The organism is Nocardioides jiangsuensis, from assembly GCF_019679455.1.
Lineage (GTDB): Bacteria > Actinomycetota > Actinomycetes > Propionibacteriales > Nocardioidaceae > Nocardioides_C > Nocardioides_C jiangsuensis.
In genome coordinates this window covers 382,755-395,453 of record NZ_JAIEZQ010000002.1, presented here as the reverse complement: position 1 = coordinate 395,453, position 12,699 = coordinate 382,755, and the positions used below count along the sequence as shown (strand labels likewise).

Here is a 12,699-nt window from a genome sequence, read left to right as displayed (position 1 = left end):
CCCCGCCCTGGGGGCCGTCACGTCGGACCGGGTCCATCCTACGGGCCGGTTGTCTGGTTCAACGGACGTGCGACGTCTGCTGTTCCCGGCGTGTGCGCGCGGGTGGCCGGGTCAGACCGAGTCGAGAACCGCCGTACGGCGGGCGTCGTACTCCTCCGGGGTCAGCAACCCCTCGTCGCGCAGCTCCTGCAGCTCGCGCAGCCGGGCCTCCGCGGTGCGGGGCACCGGGGCGGTGGCGGCCGTCGCGCCGGGCGCCGGGGTCGGCTCGGCCGTGGGCCGGATGCGGAGGTTCCCGGCGAGGTAGGTGGCCTCGAGGCCGTTGTCGCCGAGGAGCGTGACGGCGGTGGCCTGGTTCTCGCTCATGCCCGACTGGCGTGCCACCTGGCGGGCCAGCATCACGCGCCACACGGTGAGACCCAGCCCGACCAGCAGTCCGAGCACGAGCAGGGCGACGAACCCGGACGGCGGTCCCGCCGCCGCGCCGCCGCCGAAGTCACCGAACCCGTCGTAGGAGGCCGACCAGCGCTGCCCGTCCCAGGTGCAGGTGGGCAGCTCGCCCTCGGCGTTCATGCGGAAGCACTTCCCCGGGGGCGGCGGTTCGCTCATCATGGCGGCAGCGTAGGGCCGGTCGCCGGGTCCGGGCAGCGGAATGCCGCGCTTGCCCCGGAGTGCCCCCGGTCGGACTCGAACCGACACTGAAAGGTTTTTAAGACCTCTTCCTCTGCCATTGGGATACGAGGGCGGGCGCCGCGGATCAGCACGGCGCGACGTGGCGCAGGCTCAAAGATAGGTCTTGCGCGGGTAGATCGCGTGCGCCCCGGCGACGCGGTCGAGGAACAGCAGCCCCTCGCAGTGGTCGATCTCGTGCTGCAGCGCGCGGGCCTCGAACGCCTCTGCGCTCACCTCGACCTGCTCCCCCGTGCCCGGCAGCTGGCCGTGGACGACGATCCGCGAGGCCCGCTTCACGTCGCCGGTGAGGTCGGGGACGCTCATGCAGCCCTCGCGGGCCTTCTCGTTCCGGGAGGACTCCACCACCACCGCGTTGCACAGCACGAAGGTGCCGTGGTGCCCTCGGGTCTTGGGGTGCTCGGTCACGTCGACGCAGAACACCTTCGCGCCCACGCCGACCTGCGGTGCGGCGAGACCGACGCAGCCCGGGGAGACCCGCATGGTGGCGACCAGGTCGGCCGCGAGCTGCACCGTCTCCGGCGCGGTCGGGTCCACCGCGTCCCCCACGCTCGACAGCACGGTGGCGGGGGCGCGGACCACCTCGAGGACACGCCCCTCCACCGGGAGGTCGTGCTCGGTCCAGCGGCCGACGGCATCGTCGACGTACGCAGAGGTCACAGCTCGTCGCTCTCCACCTCGCGCAGGGTCACCCCGACGCCGAGCTCGGCGCCGACGCGGGTGAGGGACTGCTCGAGCGTGCCGACGTCGGCGGTGGCGGGGAGGTCGACCTCGGCGACGAGGAGGTACAGGTCGCCCGCGAGCCGGGTGGTGAGGTCGGTGATGTTGCCGCCGACCCGGGCCACCTCGCCGACGACCCGGGAGACGATGCCGGGGCGGTCCCCGCCGTGGACGGTGAGCACGTAGGAGACGCCGACCGCACCCTGCTTGGGCTCCTCGGGGATCTCGCGGGCGGTGACGATGAGCGACCCGTCGGCGGTGAGGCCGGCGAGGGCGTCCTCGGTCTCGGCCGACCCGGCCGGACCCTCGCAGATCAGCATCATCGCGAAGTGACCGCGCAGCAGGGTCATCGTGGAGTCCTCGAGGTTCAGCCCGAGGTCGGCGAGGACGCGGGTGGTCTCGGCGATGATGCCGGGACGGTCGTGTCCGATGACGGTGATGGCTTGCAGGGTCACGCGGAGCATCCTTCCATGCGCCGCGTGGGCGTTCGTCAGGGGCGGGCGGCGGATCCGAGCGACGCGGCCCGACCGAGCACGGCGTCGAGCATCGGCTCGGTGAGCTTGCCGGTGAAGGTGTTCTGCTGCGACGGGTGGTAGCTGCCGAGCAGGGTGAGCTCCCGCCCCTCGGGGGAGGTCAGCGTCGCCTCCGCGGCGTGCCCGAAGCGGGGGCGCGGCCGCGGGACGTCGTACCCCAGGGCGCGGAAGGTGCGCAGGGCGGCGTCCCAGCCGTACGAACCGAGGCAGACGACCACGCGCACCGACGGGGCGACGAGCTCGACCTCGCGCACGAGCCAGGGTGCGCAGGCGTCGCGCTCGGTGGTGGTCGGCCGGTTGTCCGGGGGTGCGCAGCGGACCGTGGCGACCATCCGGGCGCCGACCAGCCGTTGCCCGTCCCCGGCGTGGACCGAGGTCTCCCGGGTGACGAGGCCGACCCGGTGCAGCGAGGCGAAGAGCCAGTCGCCGGAACGGTCGCCGGTGAAGATGCGGCCGGTGCGGTTGCCGCCGTTGGCTGCCGGGGCCAGACCGACGATGAGCACGCCGGGCTCGTCGTCGCCCCAGCCGGCGACCGGGCGGCCCCAGTACGGCTCGGCCGCGAAGCTCGCGCGCTTGACGGTGGCGACGTCCTCCCGCCAGGACACCAGCCGCTCGCAGGCCCGGCACACGGACACGGCCGCGTCGAGGGTGCCGAGGTCGTCACAGGAGCCGGCGACCTTGCGCACGTCGTCCGCGTCGTGCGCCACGGGGGTGGCGGCGTCGGCGGGGTCGTCGGGCCATCCGGTACCGGGCGGGACCGGGCTCGGGAACAGCGCCCCGGTCACCGGGTGCGGCAGGAGGTCCTCGGACATGCCGCCCATCCTCCCACCGGCGTCGAGAGGTCACTCGTTCGGCGTTGAGAGGTCACTCGTTCGGCGTTGAGGCGTCAGTCGTTCGGGCTTGAGGCGTCAGTCGTTCGGCGTTGAGGCGTCGGTCGTTCCGGACGGCCGCTGTACGGCGTCGTCACACCAGCTCGCAGGCGCCCGGCGCGAGCCGCGGGTCGTGCCGACGTCGAGCCCGTCCCGCGTGGCGGCGCCGACCGGTTCCCGCACGACTGACCTCTCAACGCCCCACGACTGACCTCTCAACGCCGCACGAGTGACGCCTCAACGAGTGGTGAGGGACCAGGCGATGCCGTCGAGGATGTCGGCCTCCGACACGAGCAGGGTGCGGGCCGTCGTACGGCGGAGCACCTCGTCGAGGATCAGCGCGCCCGCGCCGATCACGTCCGCGCGGCCGGGGTGCATGTACCCCTGCGCCCTGCGCTCCGCGACGGTCATCGCGAGCAGCGACGCCGTGGTCGCGTGCACGTCCTCGAGCGCGAGCACGGCCTGGTCGATCGCGGCCCGGTCGTACTCCGGCAGGCAGAGCACCCCCGCGGCGACGGTCGTGATCGTCCCCGCCACGCCGACCACGGTGCGCGCCTCGGCGAGGGGTACGACGGTGCGGTCCAGCGACGACGCGACGTCCCCGACGGCCTCGGCGATCTCCGCACGCGTCGGCGGGTCGGAGCGCAGGTGGCGCTCGGTCATCCGCACCGAGCCGATGTCGAGCGACTGCGAGGTGCGCACGTGCCCGTGACCGTCGCCGAGGATCAGCTCCGTGGACCCGCCGCCGATGTCGACCACGAGCACCGGGCCGGGCAGGCCGCGGTCCACGAGCCCCCGGGTCGCGCCGTCGTACGACAGCTGCGCCTCCTCGGCGCCGGTGACCACCTCGGGTACGACGCCGAGCCGGGACTCGACCCCGGCCGCGAACTCGGCCGCGTTCTCCGCGTCGCGGGCGGCGGAGGTCGCGCAGAACCGGAGCGCCTCCACGTCGTGGGCGGCGATGATCTCGGCGTACTCGTCGATCGCCGCGAACACCCGGGCCAGCGCCTCGTCGGCGAGCCGGCCGGTGCGGTCGACGTCCTGCCCGAGCCGGACCATCCGCATCTCGCGGACCAGCTCGTGCTCCTCGCCGGTCGCCGCGTCGAGGTCCGCGACGAGCAGCTTGATCGTGTTGGTGCCGCAGTCGACGGCGGCGACCCGCGTCATGCGGGGTCGGTCGGGGTCTCGGCCGGCGCGACGCACGGCCCGTCGGCCCAGAACTGGCCGAGCAGGTCGAGCACCTCGTCACCGAGCGGATTCACACCCCTGCCCTGCGCCAGGGACTGTCCGGCGAGCACGTGCAGGCACTTCACCCGGGTCGGCATCCCGCCCGCGGAGACCCCCGCGATCTCGGGGACCTCCCCGATCGAGGTGCGGAAGGCCAGGTAGGCCTCGTGCGCCGTCCGGTACGCCGCGGCGAGGTCGGGGTCGCTCTCGAGCCGCTCGGACATCTCCTTCATCAGCCCGGAGGCCTCGAGCGTGCCGATCATCGACGCCGCCCGCGGGCAGGTCAGGTAGAAGGTCGTGGGGAACGGGGTCCCGTCGTCGAGCCGGGGCTCGGTGGCGACCACGTCGGGGTTGCCGCACGGGCAGCGGTGGCCGATCCCGTGGATGTTGCGGGGCGGGCGCCCGAGCTGGGCCTCGATGACTGCCTCGTCCCGGGGTTCGACCGGGCTCAACGTTCCTTCTTCTTCTTGGGGGCCTCGATCTCCTCGACGGGGTCGGGCACGTCCTGCGGGTTCCCGGCGGTCTCGACGGTCTGCCAGGCGGTCTCCCACCACGCGGGAGCGTTGGAGACCTCGATCGCGGCCGGGTCGGAGAGTGTGTCCTCGTGGCCGAGCGGCTCGCCGTCCTCGCCGATCACCTGGAAGCCGATCTCACCGGGCATCACCCAGCCGAACCGCTGCGTGGCCTGCGCCTGCACGAACGCGGGGTCGTGCCAGCGACGCTTCTCACGCTCGAGCGCGGCGATGTTCTCGCGCGAGTCGGCGATGCTGCCGCGCAGCGACTCGAGGTGCGCCTTCTGCTCGAGGTACGCCCGCATGCTGGAGGCGTAGGAGACCATCAGCACCGCGAGCACGAGCACGAGGATCGCGGCACGACCGGTCAGCCGCGGGCGCGGAGGGCGCTGCGGCGCGGCCGCCGTACGAGGGCGGCCGGAACCCGCCCGCTGCCCGGGGCGCGGCGCAGGACGCGACGCACCGCGGGCGCGGGTGGGACGGCTCGTCGCGCCGCGGGGACCGGAGCCCCGCGACGACGACGGACGGCTGGAGGGCACGTGGGTCGACCTCAGCCCCGCCCGAACCGCGGGAAGGCGCCGCGACCGGCATACCGGGCCGCGTCGTCGAGCTCCTCCTCGATCCGGAGCAGCTGGTTGTACTTCGCGACCCGCTCGGAGCGGGCCGGGGCGCCGGTCTTGATCTGGCCGCAGTTCGTGGCGACCGCGAGGTCGGCGATCGTGGTGTCCTCGGTCTCGCCGGAGCGGTGGCTCATCATGCAGCGGAAGCCGTTGCGGTGCGCGAGGTCGACGGAGTCGAGGGTCTCGGTGAGCGAGCCGATCTGGTTGACCTTGACCAGCAGCGCGTTCGCGGACTGCTCGGTGATGCCGCGCTGGAGCCGCTCGACGTTGGTGACGAACAGGTCGTCGCCGACGATCTGCACCTTGTCCCCGAGGGCGGCGGTCATCGCGGCCCAGCCTGCCCAGTCCTCCTCGTTCATCGGGTCCTCGATCGAGACGATCGGGTACGACGCGACCAGGTCGCTGTAGTAGGCGAGCATCTGCTCGGCCGACTTCGCGGATCCCTCGAACTGGTAGCCGCCGTCGGAGTAGAACTCGGTGGCCGCGACGTCGAGGGCGAACACGACGTCCTCGCCGACCTTCTGGCCGGTGGACTCGACGGCGGCGACGATCAGGTCGAGCGCCTCGCGGTTCGACGGGAGGTCCGGCGCGAAGCCGCCCTCGTCACCCAGGCCGGTGGCGAGGCCGCGCTGCTTGAGCACCGACTTGAGCGCGTGGTAGACCTCCGCGCCCTGGCGCAGCGCCTCGCGGAAGGTGGGGGCGCCGACCGGGGCGATCATGAACTCCTGGACGTCCACGCCGGTGTCGGCGTGCGCGCCGCCGTTGAGGATGTTCATCATCGGCACCGGCAGCACGTGGGCGTTGGGCCCGCCGACGTACCGGAACAGCGGGAGCCCGGCGGAGTCGGCCGCGGCACGGGCCACGGCCAGCGAGACGCCGAGGATCGCGTTCGCGCCGAACTTGGCCTTGTTGTCGCTGCCGTCGAGCTCGAGCAGGCGCTGGTCGACGAGCCGCTGCTCCGACGCCTCGAAACCGACGAGCTCGGGGCCGATCTTGTCGAGCACCGCGGCGACGGCCTTCTCGACTCCCTTGCCGCCGTAGCGGGAGCCGCCGTCGCGCAGCTCGACCGCCTCGAACGCGCCCGTGGAGGCACCGGACGGCACCGCCGCGCGGCTGACGGTTCCGTCGTCGAGTGCCACCTCGACCTCAACAGTGGGGTTGCCACGCGAGTCGAGAATCTCACGTGCGCCGACAGCCTCGATGGACGCCACGGTGTGCTCCTAGCTGGGGATCGAAATGGACGGCACCAGCCTAACGGCGCGAGAGGGCCTCCCCGGGGAGGGCTCGCCCCCCGGTCCCCCGCGCTGCCGTGCCGGCCCCCGAAACACCTCGGGCCGGGCCCGCGAGAAGTCGCGGGCCCGGCCCGAGGTCGGGTCGAGCAGGCTCAGTCGGCCTGGGCACCCACCAGCACGGCGGCGATCGTGGCGTCGAGGTCCATGAAGGAGCTCTCGGTGCCCGGGCGGACCGAGATCGCCGTGCGGTCGACGAACTCGTTCACGTCACGGGCGGGAGCATGGAGAAGCGCGGCGCCGTACGGCGAGTGCAGCTCGACGACCAGGATCGCGTTGCCGTCCCGGTCGAGCTCCGGGCGGACGTGCACGTCGCCCTCGCCGACAGGCTGGAAGCGTCCGAGCCGGAGCAGGTCGCGGGCGAACGTCCAGCTCACGGGGGCGTTGCCGCCGGCGAACCGGACGGTGACGGCGTAGGGGCAGGTCGGGTCGTACTCGAGCTCGGCCTCGACGGGCGAGACGCCATAGGCGTCGACGAGGTCGAGGGTGAGGGCCTGGGTGACGGCCTCGGGAGCGTTCCCTGGGTGGGACACGGTCAGCTGCCTTTCTGCGGAGCCTTGGTCGGGCTCACCGGTAGGGGTGACCTCGTGGGTCGCTTTCGGGTGGTGGCCGATGTCCGGGGCGGTGGTGTGCGGCAGATGGTCCCCTCACCCGCAGCACGGCCCCGCGCCTCGGCGCACAGGCGGAGGCCACAGCAGACCATGACCTCCGCGAACGATGGTGACAAAGCCCGGCCCACTTTGGCTACTCACCAGTACCCAATACGTCCGTTTCGCGGCGAAAAGTCGTGTCGACTGTGACTAGTACGACGGTCGAACCGTGGGTTCGATCACGATTCCGTTGCGCAGGGTCCATCCGCCCACATGGTCCGGACGGACCCCGGACACTCCCCGGACGGACCCCGGACGGCAGAGCGACGGGTCAGCGGGTCTCGGTGGTGCGGACGGCGTCGGCGAGGCGTCGTACGGCGTCCCGCAGCTCCTGCTCGGCGTCCAGGCCCGCCGCGCGCGCCTCCACGACGAGCGCGAGCAGCCGGTCGCCGAGCGACGTCCCGGCCTGCGGGGCGACGCCGAGCTTGCCGGCCCGCCCGGCCACCTTGTCGGCGAGCGCGAGCGCGGGCAGTGCGGCCGGGATCCCGTCGAGCACCGAGCCGCGGCCCTTCTCGGCGGCCTTCAGCCGGTCCCAGTTGGCCTCCACCTCGTCGGCGTCGGCCACGTCGAGCCCGGCGAACACGTGCGGGTGCCGGTGCACGAGCTTGTCCACGATCCCGCCGGCGACGTCGTCGACGGTGAACGGGTCGTCCGGGTCCTCCTCGGCGATCCGGGCGTGGAAGACCACCTGGAGCAGCAGGTCGCCGAGCTCCTCGCGCAGGTGCGCGTAGTCCTCGGTGTCGATCGCCTCGAGCGTCTCGTAAGTCTCCTCGAGCAGGTACTTCGCCAGCGACCGGTGGGTCTGCTCACGGTCCCAGGGGCACGAGGTACGCAGCCGGTCCATCACGGCGACCAGGTCCAGCACGCGGGCGCCGGGGACGTCGTACGACGCGTGCAGCACCTCGACCTGCGGCACGGGCCGGCCGGACTCCCCCGCGGTGACGATCTCGGTGGCGAGCGCCGACGGCAGCGTGGTCGACTCCTCGTCGTCGGCGAGCCAGACCACCGCGCCGGACGCCGATGCGGCGGCGTCGAGCAGGTCGGCCGCGGACGGCTCCGGCAGCACGTCGACGCGGTGCCCGGCGGCGGTGACCGCGCGGAACAGCGGCGAGGTGTCGTCGGAGGCGAGCACCCGCTCGGCGGAGGAGACCGCCTGCCACGCGGGCCACGACATCAGCCCCGGGGCGACCCGGGGGCTGGTGACGAGGAAGGTCAGCTGCACTGCTGGGAGACGGGCAGCGTGGAGACGTAGCCGGCCGGCGGGTTGGCGCGCTCGCCCGCCCGTGCCTGGCTGGAGGCGGCGACCGAGAGGGCCGTGCCGCCGCGCTTGAAGGCGCCGTCCTCGAACGTGCCGTAGCGGGGGTCGACCTCGACGTCGAGCGAGTCCACGAAGGGTCCGCGCAGACGGGTGCCCTCGGCGATCGCCTCGTCGTCGGTGGCGTCCGCGCCGAGCGCCTCGCGGCCGACCTCGATCAGCATCAGCTGGCCCTCGGCGTAGCCGGCCAGCGCGGTGCGGAAGTCCTCCTGCTGGTCCGCGGGCAGCAGCGCGATGCCCTGCGCGTTCTGCTGGACCGCCTGCGAGACCTGCTGCTTGTTCGCCGCGACGCCCTCGGCCTCGCCGAACTGCTGGTTCAGCTCGGTCTCGAGGAGGATCTGCAGCGCGCCCTCGCGGACCCCCCGGGTCGGCAGCGCCTGGGCGGCCTGGCCCTGCGCCTTCGCGCTCTCGAGGTTGGCCGAGCACAGCGCGGCGGCGACGTCGTCGACCTCGGCGTGGGAGATGCTCTGCGAGCCCACCACGGCCGCGGAACCGGGGTGCACCGACCCGCACCCGGACACGACCATGACCGCGGCGGCCAGCGCCGACAGCCGGGCCGGCCTCCACCTGCGACGTGCAACGCTCACGATCTCTCCCTCGTCTGTTGTCAGCCGGCCTGCGGTCGGTCGATGACCGCGTCGATCACCTCGCGCGCCCACGCCAGCAGCTCTTCGTCCCGGATGGGCGGTCCGCCCACGGTGCGCGGTGTGGGCAGAGTCACGAGAATCGTACGCACGGCCGGCTTGACGATGCTGCGGGGGTAGAGCCGGTCGAGCCGCACCTTCGCCGAGTCGGCGAGCTCCACGGGGCCGAAGCGGACGTACTTGCCCTGGAGGGTGACGTCGGTCAGGCCCGCCGTGCGGGCGCGTGCACGCAGACGCGCGACCTCGAGCAGGCTCGAGACCGGGGCCGGCGGCTCGCCGTACCGGTCGAGCAGCTCCTCACGGATCGCGGCCACGTCCTCGTCGGAGCGGACCTCCGCGAGCCGCTTGTACATCTCCAGGCGGAGCCGCTCCGACGGCACGTAGTCGTGCGGCAGGTGCGCGTCGATGGGCAGCTCGATCTTGACCTCGGCCTCCTCGGCGTGGCTGTCGCCGCGGTACTCCGCGACCGCCTCGCCGACGAGCCGGACGTAGAGGTCGAAGCCGACGTCGGCGATGTGGCCGGACTGCTCGCCGCCGAGCATGTTGCCGGCGCCGCGGATCTCGAGGTCCTTCATCGCGATCGCCATGCCGCCACCGAGGTCGGAGTGCTGGGCCAGGGTGGCCAGCCGCTCGTGCGCGGTCTCGGTCAGCGGCTTGTCGGCGGGGTACAGGAAGTAGGCGTAGGCGCGCTCGCGGCCACGGCCGACCCGGCCGCGCAGCTGGTGCAGCTGGGACAGGCCGAGGGTGTCGGCGCGCTCGATGACCATGGTGTTCGCGTTGGAGACGTCGAGGCCCGACTCCACGATCGTGGTGCACACGAGCACGTCGAAGCGCTTCTCCCAGAAGTCGACCATGACCTCCTCGAGCTGGTGCTCGCCCATCTGCCCGTGCGCGGTGGCGACCCGGGCCTCGGGCACCAGCTCGCGGAGGTGTGCGGCGGCCTTCTCGATCGACTGCACCCGGTTGTGGATGTAGAAGACCTGGCCCTCGCGGAGCAGCTCGCGGCGGATCGCGGCGGTGACCTGCCGGTCCTCGTAGGCGCCGACGTAGGTCAGCACCGGGTGCCGCTCCTCCGGCGGGGTGGTGATCGTGGACATCTCCCGGATGCCCGTGATCGCCATCTCCAGGGTGCGCGGGATCGGCGTCGCGGACATCGCCAGGACGTCGACCGAGGTGCGCAGCCGCTTCATCTGCTCCTTGTGCTCGACCCCGAAGCGCTGCTCCTCGTCGACGATGATCAGGCCGAGGTTCTTCATCTTGATGTCGGGGTTGAGCAGCCGGTGGGTGCCGATCACGATGTCGACCGTGCCCTCGGCGAGGCCCTGGACCACCTCGGCCGCCTCCTTGTCGGTCTGGAAGCGGCTGAGCCCCTTGAGGATGACCGGGAAGCCCGACATCCGCTCCGCGAACGTCGAGAAGTGCTGCTGCACGAGCAGCGTGGTCGGCACGAGCACGGCGACCTGCTTGCCGTCCTGCACCGCCTTGAACGCCGCGCGCACGGCGATCTCGGTCTTGCCGTAGCCGACGTCGCCGCAGACCAGGCGGTCCATCGGGACCTGCTGCTCCATGTCGCGCTTGACCTCGTCGACCGTGGAGAGCTGGTCGGGGGTCTCGACGAACGGGAAGGCGTCCTCGAGCTCGCGCTGCCACGGGGAGTCGGGCCCGAACGCGTGCCCCTTCGTGGCCTGGCGGGCGGCGTACAGCTTGATCAGCTCGCCGGCGATCTGCCGGACCGCCTTGCGCGCGCGGTTCTTCCGCTTCGTCCAGTCGGCGCCGCCGAGCCGGTCCAGGGACGGCTGCTCGCCGCCGACGTACCGGGTCACCTGGTCGAGCTGGTCGGCGGGGACGTAGAGCCGGTCCGGCGGGTGGCCGCGCTTGGAGGAGCCGTACTCCAGGACCAGGTACTCGCGGGTCGCGCCTTGCACGGTGCGCTGGGCCATCTCCACGTAGCGGCCGACGCCGTGCTGCTCGTGCACGACGTAGTCGCCGGGCTTGAGCTCGAGCGGGTCGATCTGCCGCTTGCGCCGCGCGGGCATCCGGCGCATGTCCTTGGTGGAGGCGCGCTGGCCGGAGAGGTCGTCGCCGGTGAGCACCGCGAGGCCCTGGCGCTCGTCGACGAAGCCGTGGTCGAGGCAGGCGGTGGTGACGTGCACGAGGCCCGGCTCGGGCTCGGTCTCGAGCGACTCGACGAGGCGGACCGGGACGTCGTGCTCCTTGAGCACCTCGGCCATGCGCTGGGCGGGGCCGTGGCCCTCGTTGACCAGGACGACCCGGGAGCCGTCGCCGAGCCAGCCGCGGATGTCCTTGATCGCGTGCTCGATGTCGCCGCGGTAGGCGTCGACCGCGCGCAGCGGCACGGTGCGCGACTCGACCGCGCCGGACTCGACGAGGTCCGCCACCGACGGGTCCACGGCGACGACCTCGCCGAGCTCGTCGCGCAGCGGCTCGCGGGACTGCAGCGCGGGGGCGTCGGGGTCGAGGCCGAACGGAGAGACGCTCCACCACGGCTTGTCCTGCTCGAGGCTGATCCGGCGCACCTCCGCGAGCGACTTGTACGACGCCGCGCCGAGGTCGATCGGGGCCTGGCCTCCCCCGGCCGCGGCGGCCCAGGAGGCGTGCAGGAACTCGTCGCTCGTGGCGACGAGGTCGTGGGCGCGGCTCCGGGCGCGCTCCGGGTCGAGCACGAGGACGTGGGAGTCCTCGGGCATCAGGTCGATGAGCATCTCCATGTCGTCGACCAGCACCGGCGCCAGCGACTCCATGCCCTCGACGGCGTGGCCCTCGGACAGCTTCTCGGCCAGCTCCGCGAGCTCGGGATGCTCCTCCCCCAGCACCCGGGCGCGCTCGCGGACCTCGTCGGTCAGCAGCAGCTCGCGGCACGGCGGCGCCCACAGGCGGGTGGCGGGCTCGAGCGAGCGCTGGTCGGCGACGGAGAACGAGCGGATCTCCTCGACCTCGTCCCCCCAGAACTCCACGCGGAGCGGGTGCTCCTCGGTCGGCGGGAAAACGTCGACGATGCCGCCGCGCACGGCGAACTCGCCGCGCTTCTCCACGAGGTCCACCCGGGAGTACGCCGCGCCGGCGAGACGCCGTACGACGTCCTCGAGGTCCGCCTCGTCACCGACCTCGAGCTCGACGGGCTCGAGGTCCGCGAGGCCCTTCACCTGGGGCTGGAGGATCGAGCGGACCGGCGCGACGACGACGCGCAGCGGGCCGTTCGTGGGGTCGGTGCCGGGGTGCTTGAGTCGGCGGAGGACGGCGAGCCGCTTGCCGACCGTGTCCGAGCGTGGTGAGAGCCGCTCGTGCGGGAGGGTCTCCCAGGCCGGGTAGTAGGCGACGGTGGCCGGGTCGACGAGGTCCGCGAGGTAGGTGACGAGGTCCTCGGCCTCGCGCGCGGTGGCGGCGACGGCGAGGACCGTGCGGCCGGCGTCGACGAGCCCCTTGACCACGAAGGGCCGCAGGGCACTGGGGGCGGTGAGGTCGAGGGCCCGGACCTTGCCGTCGCGGGCGTCCTCGACGGCGGAGGCGAGGACCTGGTCGCGCAGGACGACGTCGGCGAGGCCGTGGAGGCTCAAGTCATGCTCTTTCGGGTTGCCGGACGACACGGCCCACCCCAGGCGGGCGGACGGGCGT

Annotated in this window: 12 protein-coding genes and 1 tRNA gene; all 13 read right to left on the bottom strand. The window is 72.9% G+C overall.

Features of this window, described 5'->3' with window-relative positions; genetic code table 11:
* Positions 1-111: 111 nt before the first annotated feature.
* The 13 genes from K1X13_RS10395 to mfd all read right to left on the bottom strand — a co-directional run bounded on the left by K1X13_RS10395 (position 112) and on the right by mfd (position 12,641).
* Complete coding sequence (locus K1X13_RS10395) at positions 112-609, bottom strand: SHOCT domain-containing protein (RefSeq protein WP_221025000.1); 498 nt, start codon at positions 607-609, stop codon at positions 112-114.
* A gap of 60 nt (positions 610-669) precedes the next feature.
* Positions 670-742, bottom strand: a tRNA-Leu gene (locus tag K1X13_RS10390).
* Positions 743-780: 38 nt separating this feature from the next.
* Positions 781-1,347, bottom strand: a complete 567-nt coding sequence (locus K1X13_RS10385; protein WP_308249498.1) for a peptide deformylase — start codon at positions 1,345-1,347, stop codon at positions 781-783.
* The gene (locus K1X13_RS10380) at positions 1,344-1,871 is read right to left on the bottom strand and encodes a glycine cleavage system transcriptional repressor (protein ID WP_225914938.1); all 528 of its coding nucleotides are present in this window, start codon (positions 1,869-1,871) and stop codon (positions 1,344-1,346) included. Before K1X13_RS10380 ends, K1X13_RS10385 begins: the two co-directional genes overlap by 4 nt.
* A gap of 26 nt (positions 1,872-1,897) precedes the next feature.
* Positions 1,898-2,752, bottom strand: a complete 855-nt coding sequence (locus K1X13_RS10375) for a uracil-DNA glycosylase (RefSeq protein WP_221024998.1) — start codon at positions 2,750-2,752, stop codon at positions 1,898-1,900.
* A gap of 294 nt (positions 2,753-3,046) precedes the next feature.
* Positions 3,047-3,976, bottom strand: a complete 930-nt coding sequence (locus K1X13_RS10370; protein ID WP_221024997.1) for a Ppx/GppA phosphatase family protein — start codon at positions 3,974-3,976, stop codon at positions 3,047-3,049.
* Complete coding sequence (locus K1X13_RS10365; protein WP_221024996.1) at positions 3,973-4,488, bottom strand: DUF501 domain-containing protein; 516 nt, start codon at positions 4,486-4,488, stop codon at positions 3,973-3,975. Before K1X13_RS10365 ends, K1X13_RS10370 begins: the two co-directional genes overlap by 4 nt.
* Positions 4,485-5,087, bottom strand: a complete 603-nt coding sequence (locus tag K1X13_RS10360) for an FtsB family cell division protein (protein ID WP_221024995.1) — start codon at positions 5,085-5,087, stop codon at positions 4,485-4,487. Before K1X13_RS10360 ends, K1X13_RS10365 begins: the two co-directional genes overlap by 4 nt.
* A gap of 11 nt (positions 5,088-5,098) precedes the next feature.
* Positions 5,099-6,379: a phosphopyruvate hydratase gene (gene eno, locus K1X13_RS10355; RefSeq protein WP_221024994.1), complete on the bottom strand. Its 1,281-nt coding sequence runs from the start codon at positions 6,377-6,379 to the stop codon at positions 5,099-5,101.
* Between the two features lie 173 nt (positions 6,380-6,552).
* Positions 6,553-6,990: an SsgA family sporulation/cell division regulator gene (locus K1X13_RS10350; protein ID WP_221024993.1), complete on the bottom strand. Its 438-nt coding sequence runs from the start codon at positions 6,988-6,990 to the stop codon at positions 6,553-6,555.
* Positions 6,991-7,378: 388 nt separating this feature from the next.
* Positions 7,379-7,951, bottom strand: coding sequence for a nucleoside triphosphate pyrophosphohydrolase (locus tag K1X13_RS19685; protein WP_308249587.1), 573 nt, complete (start codon positions 7,949-7,951; stop codon positions 7,379-7,381).
* Positions 7,952-8,319: 368 nt separating this feature from the next.
* Positions 8,320-9,009 (bottom strand): SurA N-terminal domain-containing protein, encoded by a 690-nt coding sequence (locus K1X13_RS10340; protein WP_221024992.1) that lies wholly within the window; start codon positions 9,007-9,009, stop codon positions 8,320-8,322.
* Positions 9,010-9,029: 20 nt separating this feature from the next.
* A complete protein-coding gene (mfd, locus tag K1X13_RS10335) occupies positions 9,030-12,641 on the bottom strand; it encodes a transcription-repair coupling factor (RefSeq protein ID WP_221024991.1) in 3,612 nt (1,203 codons plus the stop codon).
* Between the last annotated feature and the right edge of the window lie 58 nt (positions 12,642-12,699).

What these genes read in the sequence shown, in the direction of transcription:
- K1X13_RS10395 (WP_221025000.1), bottom strand. Translation starts at nt 609, where the DNA reads ATGATGAGCGAACCGCCGCCCCCGGGGAAGTGCTTCCGCATGAACGCC.
- K1X13_RS10380 (WP_225914938.1), bottom strand. Translation starts at nt 1,871, where the DNA reads ATGCTCCGCGTGACCCTGCAAGCCATCACCGTCATCGGACACGACCGT.
- K1X13_RS19685 (WP_308249587.1), bottom strand. Translation starts at nt 7,951, where the DNA reads ATGGACCGGCTGCGTACCTCGTGCCCCTGGGACCGTGAGCAGACCCAC.
- K1X13_RS10370 (WP_221024997.1), bottom strand. Translation starts at nt 3,976, where the DNA reads ATGACGCGGGTCGCCGCCGTCGACTGCGGCACCAACACGATCAAGCTG.
- K1X13_RS10375 (WP_221024998.1), bottom strand. Translation starts at nt 2,752, where the DNA reads ATGTCCGAGGACCTCCTGCCGCACCCGGTGACCGGGGCGCTGTTCCCG.